Here is a 19,364-nt window from a genome sequence, read left to right on the forward strand (position 1 = left end):
GGGACTTGAACGTTTGCTGTTGTGCGGATTGATCTATTTGAAGAGTGAGTGATGGACATGGAGTTTCGCCGGGGGAGTGTCTGCACAGTGGTTCGGCGTCTGTTTACTGTATTAGCTTTATGTGCCGGCCATTCGCTGGTGCAAGCCGCCCCGGCGGCTCCCGCCAGCGTCGGTTTCTGGTACGCCGAGCAACCGCCGCTGCCGGAGCTGGCGCAGTTCGAGTGGGCGGTGGTCGAGCCCGGTCATATGGCCCCAGGGGATGTCGCTACCTTGCGCAAGCTGGGCAGCCAGCCGTTCGCCTACCTGTCGGTGGGCGAGTTCGATGGCGATCGCGCCGCACTGGACAAGGAAGCCCTGAGCCACGGAGCCAGCGCCATCCGCAACAAGGCGTGGAACAGCCAGGTGATGGACATCGCCACCCCGGCCTGGCGCGAACACCTGTTCAAGCGTGCCAAGGCCTTGCAGGACCAGGGTTATGCCGGTCTGTTCCTCGATACCCTGGACAGCTTCCAGTTGCTTCCCGAAGCCGATCGCGAACCGCAACGCCAGGCCCTGGCGTCGTTCCTGCGGGAACTGCACAGCCGCCTGCCGAACCTCAAACTGTTCTTCAACCGGGGGTTCGAGGTCTTGGGCGAACTCGACGGTGTCGCCTCGGCCGTGGCGGTCGAATCGATCCATGCCGGTTGGGATGCCTCGACCAAGCGTTATCGTCCGGTGTCGGAGTCCGATCGCAACTGGCTCGAAGGCGAACTCAAACCACTGCGGGCAAAAAACATTCCACTGGTGGCCATTGACTACTTGCCGTCCAACCGTCGTGAAGAGGCGCGCAAGCTGGTGCGCCAATTGAGTCAGGAAGGCTTTATCCCGGTGGTCACCACCCCGGACCTGAATGCCATCGGCATGAGCACCGTGGAAGTACAGCCGCGGCGCATCGCCATGCTCTATGACCCGCGTGAAGGTGAACTCTACGACCACGCCGGGCACCGGATGCTGGGCGGCCTGCTGGAATACCTGGGCTATCGGGTCGACTACCTGCCCGCCGATGACAGCCTGCCGTCCTACAACTTCGCCGGCCTCTATGCCGGGGTGGTGCTGTGGATGACCAGCGGCCCGCCCCAGGACAGTCGTGCCTTTAACAGCTGGATTGGCCAACGCCTGGACGAACAGGTGCCGTTGGCCATCATGGCCGGGCTGCCCATCGAAGATCGCGCACTGCTCAAGCGCCTGGGGCTGAACCTCGCAGCGCCGGGGGCTCGCGGGGCACTGCAGGTGCTGAGCCAGGACAAGACGCTGATCGGTGGCTTCGAAGCGCCGGTCGTGGCCCGTTCCCGTGAACTGACCCGGGTGACACTGCTGCCCGACGGGCCGAAACCGGCACTGTTGCTGGGCGATGACAAGGGTGGCAAGTACGCCCCCGTGGCCATCGGCGCCTGGGGCGGCATGGCCTTGGCGCCTTATGTGGTGGAGTCCAATATCGAGCGCAGCCGCTGGATTCTCGACCCCTTCGCCTTTATCCAGAAAGCCCTGCGTCTGCCGGCGCAACCGCGCCCGGACACCACCACCGAGAACGGCCGGCGGATCGCCACCGTGCATATCGACGGCGACGGCTTTCCCTCCCGCGCCGAAGTGCGCGGCACCCCGTATTCCGGGCGCCAGGTGCTGGATGACTACATTCGTCCCAACCCGTACCTGACCTCGGTGTCGATCATCGAAGGGGAGATCGGGCCCAAGGGCATGTCGCCGTTTCTGGCCAGGGAACTGGAGCCGATCGCCCAGGAGATCTTTGCCGACCCCAAGGTCGAAGTGGCCACCCACACCTACAGTCACCCGTTCTACCTGCAGCCGGAGAAGGCCAAGAAGGACGAGGACTTCAGCGCTGAATACGGCCTGCGCCTGAATATCCCGGGGTACAAGAACCTGGATTACAAGCGCGAGATCCTCGGCTCGCGGGACTACATCAATAGCCGCCTGACCACCGCGCAGAAGCCGGTAAAGCTGCTCTTCTGGCCGGGGGACGCGCTGCCCAGCGCCGAGACCATCAAGCTGGCCTACGACGCCGGACTGAAAAACGTCAACGGCGGGCAGACCATCCTGACCAAGGCCAATCCCTCGCTGACCGGCCTGTACCCCTTGCTGCGTCCCACCGAAGGCGGCTTGCAGTACTACGCGCCGGTGATCAACGAGAACATGTACACCAACCTCTGGAAAGGCCCGTATTACGGCTTTCGTGACGTGATCGACACCTTCGAACTGACCGACAGCCCACGGCGCCTGCGGGGCATTCACCTGTACTACCACTTCTATTCGGGGACCAAGCAGGCATCGATCAAGGCCATGACCGACATCTATCAGTTCATGCGTGGCCAGCAGCCGATGTCCTTGTGGATGAGCGACTACCTGGATCGGATCCATGGCCTGTACCAGGCCAGCCTGGCCCGTACGCCCAATGGTGACTGGCAGGTTCGCGGCATGGATGGCTTGCGCACCCTGCGCCTGGACCCGGCGCTGGGCTGGCCGGACCTCGGCCGTTCCCAGGGCGTAGCGGGGGTCCGCGATCTGCCTCAGGGGCGTTATGTGGCCTTGAGCCGCGATCATGCGCTGCTGGCCCTGCGGCCTGAGCGTGATCCACGTCCGGCTCTGGAGCTGGCGAACATTCCCCTGCGGGACTGGCGTTATGTGAGCGACCGACAGGTGACGTTCTCATTTGCCGGTCAATTCAACCTGGAGTTTTCGGTGCGCTCGGCCAGCGCCTGTCGGGTCGAGGTCCACGGCCAACGCTATGCCGGCAAGTCCGAGCAGGGCCTGTGGCATTTCCAACTTCCCATGAAGCAGGTGAGTGATGCCCAACTCTTCTGCAACTAAGGCCCCACGCGCGCGGCTGCTCAATCCCTGGGCATTGCTGGTGGTGGCGATTGTCGTCGGCGTGCTGCTGTGGGCGACCTATCGCAACGAAGATGCGTTCCGTCCCAAGGGCGGCCAACCGGACGAAGTGTCCGCCAGCTATGCCGAAGTCCTGCTGGCGGCCCACCCGGACAACAACGAGTTGCGCACCCAGTTGCTCGACCTGCTGATTCAGCTGGGCGACTACCCGAGGGCGGAAAAGCACCTGGCGCAGTGGCCACAGCCCGATCCGGCATTGAAGGCCTACTACCGCTTGCAACTCGATGCCCTGGCGCTGAACAACAGCACCGACAGCGCCGCGTTGCAGGCCCTGGCCGAGCGCTTCAAGGCCTTTGACTACAAGACACTGCCCAGCCCGCAGCTCGAGCGGCTGGCCACGCTGGCCTTGAGTGCCCAGGCCCCGGGACTGGCGGCGGATGTCTATACCGAACTGGCCCGTCGCGATCCCAAGCAGCGCGATCAATGGCTGCCCGAGGCGGCCAAGTGGTACCAGGCCAGCGAGCAACCCGGACGCGCCGCCGATCTCTATGTGCAACTGCTCGATGCCAGCCAGACGCCGCAAGCGCGTCGCCAGTTCCTGGAGAAAGCCTTCAAGAGCCTGGTGGCAGCGGATCGTGGCGATCAGGCCGCCGAGCTGCTGGCCCGGGAGCTGGCCAGCCAGCCGGAGGCGCTGGATGCGGCGCTGCTGGATCAGGGCGTCGACGTGGCGGTGGCGCACAACCGCAGGGACCTGGCCGAGCAGTTCTTCAGTGCCTGGCGCAAGTTGCAACCCGACAGCCCGGAAGTGCTGGCCAAGGAATTCAAGCAGCGCCTGGCCTTCGGTGACCTCGAAGGTGCCCATGCCGTGGGCACGCAGTTGCTCCAGCTGCATCCGGATGATCCGCTGCTGCTGGAGCAGATGGCTCATCTTGCCGAATGGCAGGGCGATTCGGCCTCGGCGCTGGGCTACTGGATCAGCCTGAGCAAGCTGCGCAACAACCCGGCCGAGTTCGAGCACACCTGGCGCCTGGCGATGCAGACCTACGATTTCGACCGGGGCATTCCACTGTTGGCGGGGATCATGAACACCCGGGCCTTGAGCGATGTCGAACTCGATGCCCTGGTGTACGCCGAAGAGTCCAGGGGCACGCCCGAGCAGGCGGAACAGTGGCTGCGCCGCTATGTCGGCAAATACCCGAAACATCGTCTGGCCTGGGTCCGCCTGTTGCAGAACCTGGAAAACACCGCGCAGTACCCGCAGCGGCTGGCGGTCTGGAAGCGCTTCGCCGGCCTTTATCCGTTGACCAGCACCGAGCGGGTGGACTGGGCCAACAACCACCTCAAGCTGTTTGACAGCCCGTCGGCCTGGAAGGTGATCACCGCAGTCGACGGCAACAAGATCGATGACTTCAACTACTGGCAGTCCCGTGCCGCACTGGCGTGGGACCTGGAGTTGGACGATGAACTGCAGCTGGCACTGGAGAAGATGCTGGCCATCAAGGGCTCGCTCAATAGTGGCGACGAGAGTGAGTTGATTGCCCTCTATCGCGTCCGCGATCCGCGCAAGGCCTTGCAGTTGACCGTTGACAGTTGGCGCCGTGAGCACAATCCGCAACGCCTGATTGCGGCCCTGCAACTGGCCCAGGAGCTTCAGGACTGGCCACTGGTGGTCGACCTGCTCAAGGAAGCCGACCAGTACCCGGATGCCTCCGACCGCTCCCAGGTCCTGGCTGCCCGCGGTGCGCTGGCGGTGCAACAAGGCCGTACCGACGAGGCCCTGCGCCTGTATCGCCTGGGCTTGAGCCGCTTCCCGGATGACAACACCTTCCGCGAGCGCCTGATGTGGCTGTATGTCGACCTGGGCCGCACCGGCGAGCTCAAGCCGCTGTTGCAGCAATGGCGCTCCCTGGCCCGCGGTGACAGCACCCTATGGTTGCCGTTTGCCGCTGCCAGTCAGTTGCTCGGGCGCAATACCGAGGCCCTGGCCTGGTACCGCCTGTACCTGCGGAGCAACCCTCAGGACTGGATGGTCCAGGCGGCCTACGCCGACGCCCTGGAAGGCGCGGGTTATGCCGACTCGGCCCAGCGCCTGCGGCTCAAGCTCAACCGTGAAGTGACGCCTGAGCAGATCCGCGCCACGCCTCAGGGCTATGCGACCTGGCTGCGCCTGGTGGCCAGCAGCTACTCGTCGCGCAAGGCGCTGAACAAGGCGATGCAATGGCAGGACGGCTCCAAGCCGATGCTGCAGTTGTGGTTCGAGCAGATGCTGGCCCGCCTGGATGAGATCAATCAGTCGGCGCAGAAAGATGACTGGCTGGCCTGGGCCCGCGCCCGTGGCCTCAAGGTAAATCGCTACGAACAGATCCAGGAAGCCCTGCGCGGCAACAACCGCCAGGCCCTGGAACGCCTGGTGGCCAGCGACGACCTGGACCCGGCGCAACGGGTCGAGGCCCTGAACAGCCTGGGGCGCAGTGGCGAAGCGCTGGCCGTGGACCTGTCGGCGCTCGGCGAGGACCAGTCTGCGTCGCTCCGTGAGCAATTGCGGCGCCAGGCCATCGAGTTGACCGAGCGTACCCCCCAGGGGGTGCAGATCGCCTGGGATCGCCAGGACTACGGCGGACTGGTGTTCAACGGCCCGCGCCTCACCGCGGCGCGTTACCTGAACGACAACTGGTACGCCAAGCTGGTACTGGAGCAGGGTCGATACAGCGGCGATGTCCTCGACCCATCGCGCCTGGGCAACGAGACCAATACCGAATTGACCTTGCAGCGGCAGTTGGAGAACGGCAACTACAAGCTGATTTTCGACAGCAGCCTGCGCAAGGACGATGACCGCAACGGCCTGGGCGCCAGCCGCACCTGGCAGGTGGACAGCGGCAACGAACTGGACGTCGGCGCCGATTGGCATCGCAAGAACGAGGACAGCGGCTACATGCGCACCTTCGGCCGGCAGAATGATGTCTGGGTCGGTGGGCGGCATCGCTATTCGGCCCGTGACCAGTTGTCCTGGAGCCTGGCCCAGCGCTGGTTCTCGACCCGCGGCGGCGATGACCTGGGCAATGGTCAGGCGTTGAAGATCGAGTTCGACCACACCCTGCAGTTCGAAGGGCCGAACTGGCAATTGCGCAGCGGTATCGACTACCAGCAAAACAGCCTGAACAACCGTTCGCTGCCCAACCTGGCCAATACCCTGGGCGGGGGCATCGACCTGATCGGGGCCGAACTCGACAATCCGGACCAGATCAACAGCCAGACCCTGCTGCAGAAACACTACGGCCAACTGTTCTTCGGCAGTTCGTGGCGGCGTGGCTTCCCGGGGGCATTGAACCGCACGCGCGGGCAATACACCTGGCTGGTGGACGTCAGCTCCGGCTGGCAGTGGACCGACAACACCATCAACTACGCCATCAGTACCGGTATCGGCACCGAGGTCATAGGGGATGACGAATTGGCAGTGACCTTCGGCTACCAGTCGGCGCCACAAGGCGGAACTGGCCAGTCCGGTGGCACCGCAGGTGTCAGCTACAGCGTGCGTTTCGGACGCTGATCATGGAATTCAAAGAGGAGTGAACCTTATGCAATCCATTCGTTGCGTGAGTCTGGCGATGGCCGCTTTGCTGATGGCCGGCTGCACCAGCTTTACCGGTCAAGACAGCCCTGAACTGTCCAAGAGTGCGCGCTGGGGCGTGTTGCCGCTGGTCAACTATTCCCAGACGCCCCAGGCCGGGGAGCGCAGTGAGCAGATTCTGCTCAGCGTGCTGAGCAGCCGCGGCCTGCAACCCCAGGTCTACAGCGGCGCGCCGGGGCAGGGCGAGCAGGCCTTGCTCGACGACAACGAGCGTCTGGCCGGTGCCATGGATTGGGCCCGCGAGCAGAAGCTCGACTATGTGGTGTCCGGCAGTGTTGAAGAGTGGCAGTACAAAAATGGCCTGGATGGCGAGCCGGCGGTGGGCATCAGCCTGCGGGTGGTTGAGGCGGGCACCGGCAAAGTGCTCTGGAGCAACAGTGGCGCCCGTGCCGGCTGGTCTCGTGAAAGCCTGGCTGGCGCAGCGCAGAAGGTGCTCGACAAGCTTGTCGGTGGCCTCAGGATCGAGTGACTGTCATGAGCTCTCCACACATGGACTACGCGCTGGCGCCCCGCGCCAGCGGTCCGGCGTCATGGCTGGAAACATTCCTGGTGACCGCGCTGGTCATCGGCTTGGGGCTGTGGCTGACGCCGCAGGACCCTTTGCAAGTACAGGCCGAGTTTCCCTGGCCGGTGCTGGCGCCGTTGTTGCTGGGCGTGCGCTACGGCTTTGTCCGCGGCCTGATCAGCGCCAGCCTGCTGGTGGCGGCGTTCTTCATCCTGCGTCAGTCGGGGCTGGAGGCTTATGCGCCTATCGCTTCGTCCTACATCGTCGGCGTGCTGGTCTGCGGCATGCTCGTGGGCGAGGTGCGCGACCTGTGGGAGCGGCGCCTGTTGCGCTTGCAGATGGCCAACGAGTATCGCCAGTACCGACTCGACGACTTCACCCGGGCGCATCAGATCCTGCGGGTGTCCCATGATCGCCTGGAGCAGCGTCTGGCCGGCAGCGATCAGAGCCTGCGCAGTTCCTTGCTGGGCCTGCGCGAGCGCCTGCGTGCGGTGCCCAATGGCGATGATTCGCTGACCCTGCTGGCCGAGCCGGTGCTGACCCTGCTGGGCCAGTACGGCTCGTTGCGGGTGGCCGGGCTGTACCGTGTGGAGCAGGCCGGTAGCGCGCCTCCCACCCTGACGCTGCTGGCCTCCACCGGGACCATGGGGCCCCTGGACAACCAGGACCTGCTGGTGCGCTTGTGCCTGGAGCGCGAAGAGCTGGTGAGTGTGCGTGAAGAGCTGCTCGACAGCGGCGGGCAGGCGTCGGTGTCGTCCCTGCAGGCCTGTATTCCCTTGGTCGATACCCAGGGGCGGGTGCTGGCGATTCTCGCGGTGCGGCAGATGCCGTTCTTTGCCTTCCAGGAGCGCACCCTCAGCCTGCTGGCGCTGCTGGCCGGGCATATCGCCGACCTGCTGCACCCGGATTCACAGGTACTGCAGCTGGAAAACGCCGACGCCCAGCACTTCACCCGCCAGCTCAAGCGTTCGCTGGTGGATGTCGAGCAACACGGTCTGTCCGGATGCCTCTACGCCTTTGAACTGACCCAGCCCAACGATGAACTGGCGCGGCTGTTCGAGCGCAGCCAGCGCGGGCTGGACCTGCACCTGAGCCTGGTCAACAGTCGCGGGCACGGGCTGTTGCTGGTGCTGTTGCCACTGACCAGTGCCGAGGGCGCCCAAGGCTACCTGGCGCGCCTGGGCAAGCTGGTTCACGAGCACTTCGGCATGAACGTGGACCTGGCCAGCCTGGGGGTCGCGGTGCTGCCTTACGACCTGGAGTCGGCCCGGCAACGCGATGGGCTGCGTAACTTCCTGTACAACGAGTGTGGCCTGAATGATCAGCAAGTGGCTGTTTAGCGGAGCGCTGTTTTTCGAGGTGGGGAGCTGGGCCAGTCTGACGACTCAATTGCCCGACCTGCAGATCGCGCTGCTGTATGCAATGTCCCACGGTATCGCCTGCGGCCTGCTGACGGCGGCGGTGTGGCTGCTGTTGCCGGCCCGCTATCGCCGGCCGTTGCCCTGGAGTCCGCTGTTCATTTTCAGCCTGGCGTTCTTTGTACCGCTGCTGGGCTCGGTCGGGGTGATTGCCGCGATCTTTCCGGCGCTGTATCTGCCGCGCAAGCGCGAGACGCAGATGTGGCAGGCGGTTGGCATTCCCGAACTGCCGTTTCGCGCCCAGACCCATCTGCATTCGCCGACCTTCGGCGACAGCGGCTTGCAGGACGTGCTGCGCCACGCCCCGGACCCCGACCAGCGCCTGGCAGCGCTGCTCGCCACCCGCAAGATGCCGGGCAAGGAAGCGGTGCCGATCCTCAAGCTGGCCCTGGGAGATCCCAGCGACGATGTCCGCCTGCTGGCCTATTCGATGCTCGACAAGCAGGAAACCGACATCAACCAGCGCATCCAGACCGCCCTCGAACAGTTGCCCGGTGCCGCGCCGAAGAAGGCCGGCGCCTTGCATGCCACCCTGGCGCGCTGGTACTGGGAACTGGCCTACCTGGGCCTGGCCCAGGGCAGCGTCCAGCAGCACGTGCTAGGGCAAGCCGGCGAGCATGCCGAGCTGGCGCTGGAGGCGGGAGAGGGCGGCGAGTTGCTGTTGCTGGCCGGGCGTATCGCCCTTGAGCGGGGCGACATCGGCAAGGCGCGACTGCACATGCACCAGGCCCAGGAAGCGGGCATGGACCCGGCCAAGGTCCTGCCGTTTCGGGCCGAGATCGCCTTTGAAACCGGCAACTATTCAGAGATTCCCGCGCTGCTCAAAAGCTTGCCGCCGCAGATGCAACAACGTCCGCCCTTTGCCGGGCTGGTAAGGACCTGGACATGAAAACCGCCGTCAACCCAACGCCCATTGCCGATGTCTGCCTGTTGCTCGAGGGCACCTGGCCTTATGTGCGCGGCGGTGTGTCCAGCTGGATTCACCAGATGATCCTCGGTCTGCCGCAACTGACCTTTTCCGTGCTGTTCATTGGGGGGCAGCGCGAAGCCTACGGTCAGCGCCGCTACGAGATCCCGGCCAACGTGGTGCACATCGAAGAAGTGTACCTGGAGGAGGCCTGGCGCAATCCCAAGCACAAGCGGGTTGCCCACACGGCGTCCCTGGAGGAATTGAGCAACCTGTACCGTTACCTGCACAACCCGGAGAAACCGGCCGCCGAGCTGGGCATTGGCGTGCTCGATTCCCTGGCCCAGGCGCGTATCACCCTGGATGACGTGCTTTACAGTCGTCCCAGTTGGGAGGCGCTGACCGAAGGTTACGAACAGCACTGTGCCGACCCGTCCTTCGTCAACTATTTCTGGACCCTGCGCACCATGCAGTCGCCGTTGCTGATGCTCGCCGATGCCGCCCGGCACATGCCGCGGGCCCGGGTCCTGCACTCGATTTCAACCGGTTATGCCGGGCTGGTGGGCTGCATTCTCAAGCAGCTGTGGGGCTGCCAGTTGCTGCTCAGCGAACATGGGATCTACACCAAGGAGCGCAAGATCGACCTGGCTCAGGCCAGCTGGATCGCCGAAAGCAGCAACCAGGCGCTCAACGACAGCATGGACGCAGGCTCCGGTTACATCCGCATGCTCTGGGTGCGCTTCTTCGAGCGCATCGGTCATCTGGTCTACGAAAGCGCCGACCAGATCATTGCCCTGTACGACGGCAACCGCCAGCGCCAGATCAAGGACGGCGCGCCGGCCGAGCGCACCCGGGTGATTCCCAACGGCATCAACCTGGACGTGTGGACCCAGGCCCTTGAGTCCCGGGCCGACGGCATCGCTCCGGTGGTCGGGCTGATCGGCCGGGTGGTGCCGATCAAGGACGTGAAGACCTTCCTGCGGGCCATGCGCGGGGTGGTCAGCGTCATGCCCCAGGTCGAAGGCTGGATCGTCGGGCCGGAAGAGGAAGACCCCGAGTACGTCGCCGAGTGTCGCAGCCTGGTGGCCAGTCTCGGGCTGGAGCAAAAGGTGCTGTTCCTCGGGTTCCAGAAGATCCAGGACATCCTGCCGCAACTGGGCCTGATGGTGCTGACCTCCATCAGCGAGGCCCAGCCCCTGGTGATTCTCGAAGCCTGGGCCGCCGGCACGCCGGTGGTGAGCAGCGACGTGGGCTCCTGCCGTGAGCTGATCGAGGGCGGCGAGGCGGCCGACCGCGATCTGGGGCTGGCCGGGGAAGTGGTGGCCATCGCCGATCCCCAGGCCACGTCCCAGGCGATCATCGACCTGCTGCGCAGTCCCGAACGCTGGAAGTCCGCCCAGGCCGCCGGTTTGCTGCGGGTGCATCGCTATTACAGCGAAACCCTGATGATCGAACGCTATCGCGCGCTGTATGACACCGCCATGGGCACCGCACACAAGGAGGCTGTGTAAATGGCCGGCATCGGTTTTGAACTGCGCAAGATTCTCTCCCGCGACTCCTACACGGCGACGCTGCACGCCTATGTCTATGCCGGGCTGATCAGCTCCGGACCCTGGGTGCTGTCGATTCTCAGCGTGATGCTGGTGGGGGTCATCAGCCTGGGGCTGGTGATTCCGGAGGTGTTGATCCGCCAGTTCCTGATCACCGTGACCTACCTGATGGCCACGTCGCTGATCCTCACCGGCGGTTTGCAGCTGTTCTTCACCCGTTTTGTCTCCGACCGCCTGTTCGAGCGCAAGTACGAGCAGATCCTGCCGAACCTGGTGGGTGTACTGCTGCTGGTGACCCTGGGCTCCGGGGTGCTGGGCATCGTGCTGTTGGGCACCCTGTTCGACCAGCCGCTGCTCTACCGCCTGCTGACCCTGGCCAACTTCGTGGTGCTGTGCAACCTGTGGCTGGTGATCATCTTTCTCTCGGGGATGAAGGCCTATAACCGCATCCTGCTGGTGATGCTGGTGGGTTACGGACTGATGGTCGGCAGCGCATTCTTCCTGCGCCACATGGGCATGGAAGGCTTGTTGCTGGCGTTGCTGCTGGGGCATAGCTCGCTGTTGTTCCTGTTTCTCTACGACATCCTGCGCGAGTACCGGGCGGAAAAGCTGGTGGCCTTCGACTTCCTCGACCGTCGCCAGGTGTTCCTCAGCCTGCTGTTGACCGGGTTCTGCTACAACCTGGGCATCTGGATCGACAAGTTCATCTTCTGGTTCAACCCGGACACCTCAAGCCAGGTGATCGGGCCGATGCGCGCCTCGATCCTCTACGACTTGCCGATCTTCCTCGCCTACCTGGCGATCATTCCCGGCATGGCGGTGTTTCTGGTCAGGATCGAAACCGACTTCGCCGAGTGGTACGACCGGCTGTTTCGCGCGGTGCGCGACGGCGAGACCCTGCAGCATATCGGCTCGCTGAAAGCCGAGATGACCTTCTCGATCCGCCAGGGCCTGCTGGAAATCTGCAAGGTCCAGGGGCTGACGGTGGTGCTGCTGTTTCTCTTCGGTCCGCGCCTGCTGGAGTGGCTGGGGATGTCCAGTTATTACCTGCCGCTGTTCTACATCGACTTGATCGGGGTGAGCATCCAGGTGGTGTTCATGGCGATCCTCAACGTGTTTTTCTACCTCGACAAACGCGCGATCGTGCTGGAGCTGTGCCTGTTCTTCGTCGCCCTCAACGCCGCCTTGACCCTGCTGAGCCTGCACCTGGGGCCGAGCTACTTCGGTTATGGCTTTACCCTGTCGCTGCTGATCTGCGTATTGCTGGGGCTGGCGCGGCTGTCGACGGCGCTGGATGACCTGGAGTACGAGACCTTCATGCTCTCGCGTTAAGGCCGTGCACGGCCTCTCCAGGCTCGCAGTCATGACGCCAGCGCAAGCCTGGTACAGGGCCGAGGTGCTGCAGTGCACTGCGTGAGTTGCCCCCTGGCGCGAGGTGCTGACTGACCAGCGCCGGGGCAACGGATCACCGCTCTTTCAGGTAAGCGTTTTTTATCCGCTCCAGTGTGCCGTCCTTGCGCAGTGTCTCGACTGCCGCCTGCAAGTGGCGCACGAGCAGCGCATCGCACTGTCTGGAGCAGGCCAGATACAGATCGGTCTTCATCAAGGACGGACTGACCTGCAACGTCCTGTTTGACAGCTTGCGCCAGATAGCTTGCGTTTCAGGAATGCCGTTGAACCAGGCATCGACGCGCCCCATCAGCAGCAATTGCGCCGGATTCTCACCAATCTCAAACGGATAAATCTGGGCATCGCTAAAGCCCTCTGCCCGCAGTTTTTGCTCTTGGGCGCTGCCTCGGCCAACGGCGATGCGGGCAAAGGTTTCCCGTGCCTGCTGCATGCTCTGGACGCGTTTATCGAGGCTGAAAAACGCTCTGTCCATGGTCATGATGGGCGCGATCCAGGTGTAATCAGCCTCTCTTTCTGGCGTGCGCGACAGCGGAATGATCAGCTTGTCGACGCCTTTGCGTACGCTTTGCTGGGCTCGTGCCCAAGGCACTTCGACAAAGTGCAGCGCATATCCGGCCCGGGTCGCCGCTTCCAGTGTCGCGTCGCCGACGATGCCATGCAGGCCAGACTGATCCAGCATCGATAAAGGCGGCGCTTCGGCGATGTACAGGTCGAAGCTACGGGACTCGGCGCCAGACACTGCGGGCCCCCAGGCCATCAGCGCGAGCAGCGTCGTCAGGATCAGCGCCCCCCGCTGGCGCAACGATTGACTCACCTGAGTCATGGCAGTAACTCAACAGACAGTGGCATTTCATGCTCTCGGATTAACGCTGCGTATTCGGCACCTACAAAGACCGACCGCAACGACCTGCAAAACGTGCCGCCAAGATTAGAGGGTTATGTGCAGAGATGGATGGATTTGACGGATTATTTTGACCGCTGATTGCCATCGCGGTTCAGGGCTGGCGCAACCGGTGAGGGCAGCGACTGGTACGCGCTGACACTCAGGTTGAACAGCCGTGTGCAGCGCTGTATCAGTAGCCTCGTCAGCCTGGGGCCAGGTCCCCCTGCATGCGCAGCCTGGGCATGCCGGGGATTTAGGGGACAGCTTCAAGTTTTAGTTAAAACGCTTCAATCAAACTGCTGATTATCATTCGCAATTAGCTGACTCAGACTGCGTTCGTGCCTCCACGCTCCCTGGAGCAAGCAACGAGCGGTCTATGCCAGTCACTATTGCACCACCCCGCAGCCTGTTTTTTGCGGACGCGCCGCTATGACGACGCTGTCTGCCACCTCATCCGCGGCCGATACGGCCGTTCAATCAGCCTTGGCCTGTTGCCATCTGCTACTGCAATTGACCCAGGAACGCCTACCGCCAGCTGCGCAGCCGCCATCCCAGGAGCAGTCCCCCTCGCCGGACCTGCGCCAGGCCCTCAGGGACTATGCGCGCAACGCCGGCGTTGATCTGCGCCTGGAACGCCTGGCGCTGGCCCGACTGACGCCGAAGATGCTGCCCCTGGTCTGGCGCGACCACAGCGGCGAATTCATGCTGCTGGCGCGGCTCTCGGACACCCAGGCGCTGGTGCAGCGACCTTCAATGCCGACTCCGGACATGCTCGATCGCCAGCAGTTGGCCGAGCAGTGGAGCGGGGAGGTGATTCGCCTGCGCCAGAACGGCCTGCGCTTCGATCTGTCCTGGTTCGTACCGGAGCTGCTGCGCCATCGGCGGATACTCGGCGAAGTGTTGCTGTGCTCGCTGTTGCTGCAGGTGCTGGCCCTGGCGACGCCGCTGTTCTTCCAGGCGGTGATGGACAAGGTCATGGTGCACCGGGCGCTGTCGACCCTCGACGTGCTGGTGCTGACCCTGGTGCTGGTGGGCCTGTTCGAGGTGCTGCTCAAGGGCTTGCGTGAATACCTGGCGGCGCACACCGCCAATCGCATCGACATCGGTCTTGGGGTCAAGCTCTTGCGCCATCTGCTGGGCTTGCCGTTGCTGTACTTCAAGCAACGCCAGGTGGGGGCGATCATCACCCGGGTCCAGGAGCTGGACAGCATCCGCGAGTTTCTCACCGGCTCGCTGCTGACCCTGTGTGTCGACGTGGCCTTCACCCTGGTGTTCTTTGCGGTCATGGCCTGGATTTCCTGGCCCTTGACCCTGCTGGTGCTGCTGACCCTGCCGCTGTATGCGCTGCTGGCCTGGTTCAGCACCGGCCCGCTGGAGAAGCGCATCGAGCGCCAGTTCTACAGCGCGGCGCGCAACACCGCCTTTCTCAATGAAAGCGTCAGCAGCAGCGAAACCATCAAGAGCCTGGCGGTGGAGCCGCGCATGCAGCGTCGCTGGGAGTCGCAGACGGCGCAGATGGTCGAGGCCGGGTTTGCCAGCCAGACCCTGGGCAGCGCCATCAGCCAGAGCGTGATGCTGTTGCAGAAAGTCACCGCGGTGGCGGTGATCTGCTGGGGCGCGAGCCGTGTCATCGACCTGCAGATGAGCATCGGCCAGTTGATTGCCTTCAACATGATGCTGTCCCACGTCAGCCAGCCTGTGGCCAAGCTGATCGAGGTCTGGCAGCAGTTCGTCCGGGTGCGGGTGTCGGTGGACAAGCTGGGCGACATGCTCAACCTGCCGGTGGAGCAGGCCGAGGGGGATTTGCGCCCGACTCAGGCGCTGCGTGGCGAAGTGCGCATCGAACAGTTGGTGTTCCGCTACCGCCCGGAACTTGCATGGGTGCTGCGCGGCCTGGACCTGCATATCGCCGCCGGGCAGACCCTGGGTATCGTCGGCCCGTCCGGCTCCGGCAAGAGCACGCTGACCCGCCTGCTGCAGAAACTCTACACCCCCGATGGCGGGCGCATCCTGATCGACGGCTTGCCCCTGGATCAGTTGCAGCCGGCCTGGCTGCGCAGCCAGATTGGCGTGGTGCTCCAGGAAAACTACCTGTTCAACCGCAGCGTGCGCCACAACATCGCCCTGCGCCATCCCACGGCTTCCCTGGAAAGCGTGATTGCCGCGGCGCGCCTGGCCGGTGCCCATGATTTCATCCTGCGCCTGCCCCTGGGCTACGACACGGTGCTGGCCGAAGCCGGCAGCTCGTTGTCCGGCGGCCAGCGGCAACGCATCGCCATTGCCCGGGCACTGATGGGCGACCCGCGCCTGCTGATTTTCGACGAGGCCACCAGCGCCCTGGATGACGAATCCCAGGCGCTGATCCAGGACAACATGGCAAGCATCGCCCAGGGACGCACGGTGATCATCATTGCCCATCGCCTGTCTGCGGTACGGCATTGCCAACGCATCATCGCCCTGGAACAGGGGCGTATCAGCGAATCCGGCAGCCATCAGCAACTCTTGGCCAACGGTGGTTGCTACGCGCGCCTGTGGGCGTTGCAGCAGGCGCTGAGCAAGGAGGCGTCATGATGTTCGGCACGCTGTTGTCTCGCGCACGTCGCGCCTGGCAACGCCTGGGGCAGGCGCGGACACGGCTCAAGCGCAGCCGCGACGAGTACGAGTTCCAGCCCGGCTACCTGGAAATTGTCGAGCGGCCACCGGCGCCCTGGGCGCGCTGCACGGCGCTGCTGCTGATCCTGGCGATCCTGCTGGCCCTGGGCTGGGCGATCTTCGGTTTTCTCGACATTCATGCCAGTGCTGCCGGACGCCTCATGGTGTCCAGCTACACCAAGGTGATCCAGGCCCACGAGGCAGGTGAAGTCCGGGCCATCCATGTGCGTGACGGGCAGCGGGTCAAGGCCGGCGAGGTGCTGGTGGCGCTGAACCCGATTGGCATCGACGCCGAACTGAGCGAGTTGCGCACGCAACTGGACTTCAAACGTCTGGAGCTGGCCCGGGCTCGCGCACTGCTGACCCCGGAGCCCTTGCACAGCTATCAGGCACCTGCGGGCCTGGATGCACAGCAGGTAGCAGCGGCCCGGGAGCAACTGCTGAGCACCTGGAAGGAAATCAGCGCCAACCTGGACAGCCTCAATGCCGAGATCGCCATCAACCAGGCCAATCAGCGGGCCCGGGGCAGCGAGATCAGCGCCCTGGGCAAGCTGTCCAGCAATGTGCGCAAACGGCTCCATGCACGCCGGGCGATGGCGGCTGAACAGTTGATGCCCATGGTCGAGTTGCTTGAGCAGGAAAAGGAGCAACTGGAAGTCGAGCGTTCGCTGGCCCAGCAACAGGCCGAGCTGCAGGTGCTCAAGGCCCAGGCGCAGAACCGTCGCGAGCAGCGCGACAGCTTCCTGGCCAGGACCCAGCGCGAGCAGCACGAATTGCTCAACCGCAGTCAACAGGAGATCGCTGTGCTTGAGCAGCAACTGATTCGCGGCCGCGACCGCCAGCGCCTGCAAACCCTGCTGGCACCGGTGGACGGCGTGGTCCAGCAACTGGCGGTGCATACCCTGGGCGGCGCCGTGCAAGCGGCGCAACAGTTGCTGGTGATCGTGCCCGAAGGGGCCGAGCTGGATGCCGAGGTCATGGTGCTGAACAAGGACGTGGGCTTCGTCAGGGCCGGCCAGCCGGTGGAGATCAAGGTGGATGCGTTTCCCTACACCCGCTACGGCACCTTGCGCGGCACGGTGGAGCATGTCTCCGGTGATGCCATCAAGGACGACCAGATGGGGCTGGTGTTCCCCACGCGGATTCGCCTGGAGCGTGCGGCCATTGCCGCGGGGCAGGGCTGGATGCCCTTGCAGGCGGGGATGAGCGTGACCGGCGAGATTCGCACCGGCGAGCGGCGGGTGATCAATTACCTGCTGAGCCCGATTCGTGAGTATCAGTCCGAAGCGTTGCGGGAGCGTTGAACATGACCCGCGCTTTCGATGCCGCTTCCGAACCCTCAGCGACGCTGCTTGACACCGGCCTGCACGCCCTGGCCTGGGCCGCCCGGCGCTTCGACCTGAACATCAGCGTGGCGCAACTGACTCACCGCCTGGGACGGGTTGAAGGTCCGGCCGACAGCCTTGACCTGCGGCGCTGCGCCGGCTGGATCGGCCTGCGCGCACGGGCGGTGCAGAGCCGGGTACAGCGCCTGCATCACCTGCCGCTGCCGGCACTGTTGAACACCCCTCACGGCTGGGCGGTGCTGGAGGCGGTAGAGGACGAGCAGGTCCGGGTGTTCTGGCCGTTGCAGGGGCAATGCCAGAGCCTGTCGCGCCAGGAGCTGGCGACGCTCTGGCAGGGCCAGGATCAGCGAACGGGAGAGGTGCTGCTGCTGGCCGAGCGGCACGTGCAACTCAAGACCGGCGGTTTCGGCGTCTCCTGGTTCCTGCCGTCGATCCTCAAGCATGGGCGCCAGTTTCGCAGCGTGCTGCTGGTGTCGCTGATGCTGCAAGGGGTGGCGCTGGTCACGCCGCTGCTGTTCGAGAACATCATCGACCGGGTCCTGGTCAGTCGCGGCCTGTCGAGCCTGCAAGTGCTGGGGATCGCCATGTTGGCCCTGGCGCTGTTCGAGCCATTGTTCGGCTTGTTGCGGTCCTGGCTGTTCAGCAATGTGGCGAGCAAGATCAACGCCGAGTTGTCCGCGCGCCTGTACCAGCACCTGATCCAGTTACCGCTGGAGTATTTCCAGCGCCGCCAGAGCGGCGAGATCATCGCCCGGGTCGGCGAGATGCAGCAGGTCCGCCAGTTTCTCACCGGCTCGGCCTTGACCCTGGTGCTGGACCTGGCGTTCTGCGGGCTGTTCATCGCCGTGATGTACAGCTATGCACCGCTGCTGACCTGGGTGGTGGTGGGCTCCCTGGCCCTGTATTTCCTTTTCTGGCTGTGCGTGGGGCCCTTGCTGCGCAGCCGGGCCTTGCGCGAATACGAGTTGAATGCGGCCAACACGGCGTTTCTCACCGAGACCGTGAGCGGCATCGAGACCATCAAGACCGGGGCCATCGAAAGCGCCTTCCAGCAGCAGTGGCAGCGCCAGCTGGCGGCCTATGTGCGGGCGGCGTTCCACACCCGCATCGTCGGCATCTGGGCCGGGCAGGGCATCGGCCTGATCCAGAAGCTGACCGCGGCGCTGTTGCTCTGGTGGGGCGTAATGCTGGTGCTGGAAGGCCAGTTGAGCCCCGGCCAGTTGGTGGCCTTCAACATGCTGGCCGGGCATGTGGTGGAGCCGATCCTGCGCCTGGCCCAGGTCTGGCAGGACTTTCAGCACACGCTGATTTCCCTGCGCCGCCTGGGGGACATTCTCGACAGCGACTGTGAAAGCGGTAGCGGCGGTCTGGCCTCGGTGCCGGCGTTGCAGGGCGCCGTGAGCTTCCAGGGCGTGCGCTTTCGCTACGAAGAAGACGGCCAGGAGGTGCTGCGCCAGCTGGATCTGGAGATCCAGCCGGGCGAGTTCGTCGGCATTACCGGGCCCTCCGGTTCCGGCAAGTCGACCCTGACCCGCCTGCTGCAGCGCCTCTATGTGCCCCAGCACGGCCGGGTGCTGGTGGACGGCATCGACCTGGCCATCGCCGACCCGGTGGCCCTGCGCCGCAACATGAGCGTGGTGCTTCAGGAGAGCGTGCTGTTCGCCGGCAGCATTGCCCAGAACATCCGCCTGTGCCGGCCTCAGGCCAGCGATGCCGAAGTGCGGCACGCCGCCAGTCTGGCCGGGGCGGCGTCCTTTATCGAGGCCCTGGCCCAAGGCTACGAGACCGAGGTGGGCGAGCGGGGCGGCCAGCTCTCCGGCGGCCAGCGGCAACGCATCGCCCTGGCCCGGGCCCTGCTGACCAACCCCGGCATCCTGTTGCTGGATGAAGCCACCAGTGCCCTGGACTACGAGTCGGAAGCGGCGGTGATGGCCAATCTGCAGGGCATCGTCCGCGGCCGCACGGTGATCAGTGTCGCCCATCGCCTCAACACCCTGCGCCACGCGGACCGGATTCTGGTCATCGATCAGGGCCGGGTGCTCGAACAAGGCACACATCAACAGCTGCTCGCCCTGGACGGCGTGTATGCCCGGCAATGGGCACTGCAGATGAAGGATTGACCCCACCCACGGCAGGAGGACTCAGCCACCCGTCATGTCTCCCCACTCCGCATATCCATAGGCAG

Annotated in this window: 11 protein-coding genes; 10 read left to right on the plus strand and 1 reads right to left on the minus strand. The window is 64.4% G+C overall.

Features of this window, described 5'->3' with window-relative positions:
• The first annotated feature begins 51 nt into the window (after positions 1 to 51).
• The 7 genes from DWF74_RS00495 to pelG are packed head-to-tail and all read left to right on the plus strand — an operon-like array spanning position 52 to position 12,220.
• Positions 52 to 2,862, plus strand: a complete 2,811-nt coding sequence (locus DWF74_RS00495; RefSeq protein ID WP_115580015.1) for a bifunctional glycoside hydrolase 114/ polysaccharide deacetylase family protein — start codon at positions 52 to 54, stop codon at positions 2,860 to 2,862.
• Positions 2,840 to 6,427 (plus strand): tetratricopeptide repeat protein, encoded by a 3,588-nt coding sequence (locus tag DWF74_RS00500; RefSeq protein WP_115580016.1) that lies wholly within the window; start codon positions 2,840 to 2,842, stop codon positions 6,425 to 6,427. The genes DWF74_RS00495 and DWF74_RS00500 overlap by 23 nt, the downstream gene beginning before the upstream one ends.
• A gap of 28 nt (positions 6,428 to 6,455) precedes the next feature.
• Positions 6,456 to 6,977: a penicillin-binding protein activator LpoB gene (locus tag DWF74_RS00505; protein WP_102865063.1), complete on the plus strand. Its 522-nt coding sequence runs from the start codon at positions 6,456 to 6,458 to the stop codon at positions 6,975 to 6,977.
• 5 nt (positions 6,978 to 6,982) lie between these two features.
• Entirely contained in the window at positions 6,983 to 8,353 is a 1,371-nt protein-coding gene (locus DWF74_RS00510; protein ID WP_102865062.1) for a PelD GGDEF domain-containing protein, read from the plus strand.
• The gene (locus tag DWF74_RS00515; RefSeq protein ID WP_102865061.1) at positions 8,331 to 9,320 is read left to right on the plus strand and encodes a tetratricopeptide repeat protein; all 990 of its coding nucleotides are present in this window, start codon (positions 8,331 to 8,333) and stop codon (positions 9,318 to 9,320) included. Before DWF74_RS00510 ends, DWF74_RS00515 begins: the two co-directional genes overlap by 23 nt.
• Complete coding sequence (gene pelF / locus DWF74_RS00520) at positions 9,317 to 10,849, plus strand: GT4 family glycosyltransferase PelF (RefSeq protein WP_115580017.1); 1,533 nt, start codon at positions 9,317 to 9,319, stop codon at positions 10,847 to 10,849. Before DWF74_RS00515 ends, pelF begins: the two co-directional genes overlap by 4 nt.
• Positions 10,850 to 12,220, plus strand: a complete 1,371-nt coding sequence (pelG, locus tag DWF74_RS00525) for an exopolysaccharide Pel transporter PelG (RefSeq protein ID WP_102865059.1) — start codon at positions 10,850 to 10,852, stop codon at positions 12,218 to 12,220.
• A 133-nt stretch (positions 12,221 to 12,353) separates the two neighbouring features.
• Here the strand turns inward: pelG and DWF74_RS00530 are convergent, their stop codons facing one another.
• Positions 12,354 to 13,121 carry a substrate-binding periplasmic protein gene (locus tag DWF74_RS00530; protein ID WP_115580018.1) on the minus strand — a complete coding sequence of 256 codons (768 nt, stop codon included), beginning with the start codon at positions 13,119 to 13,121 and terminating at the stop codon, positions 12,354 to 12,356.
• A 489-nt stretch (positions 13,122 to 13,610) separates the two neighbouring features.
• Here DWF74_RS00530 and DWF74_RS00535 point away from each other — a divergent pair, with 489 nt between their 5' ends.
• From DWF74_RS00535 to DWF74_RS00545, 3 genes are read left to right on the plus strand one after another with little or no spacing between them, the layout of a single operon-like run.
• Positions 13,611 to 15,752: a type I secretion system permease/ATPase gene (locus tag DWF74_RS00535; protein WP_115580019.1), complete on the plus strand. Its 2,142-nt coding sequence runs from the start codon at positions 13,611 to 13,613 to the stop codon at positions 15,750 to 15,752.
• Positions 15,749 to 17,137, plus strand: coding sequence for an HlyD family type I secretion periplasmic adaptor subunit (locus tag DWF74_RS00540; RefSeq protein WP_115580020.1), 1,389 nt, complete (start codon positions 15,749 to 15,751; stop codon positions 17,135 to 17,137). The genes DWF74_RS00535 and DWF74_RS00540 overlap by 4 nt, the downstream gene beginning before the upstream one ends.
• A 2-nt stretch (positions 17,138 to 17,139) precedes the next feature.
• A complete protein-coding gene (locus DWF74_RS00545; protein ID WP_115580021.1) occupies positions 17,140 to 19,299 on the plus strand; it encodes a type I secretion system permease/ATPase in 2,160 nt (719 codons plus the stop codon).
• Positions 19,300 to 19,364 lie beyond the last annotated feature (65 nt).

Source organism: Pseudomonas protegens, from assembly GCF_003363755.1.
Taxonomy (GTDB): Bacteria; Pseudomonadota; Gammaproteobacteria; order Pseudomonadales; family Pseudomonadaceae; genus Aquipseudomonas; species Aquipseudomonas danubii.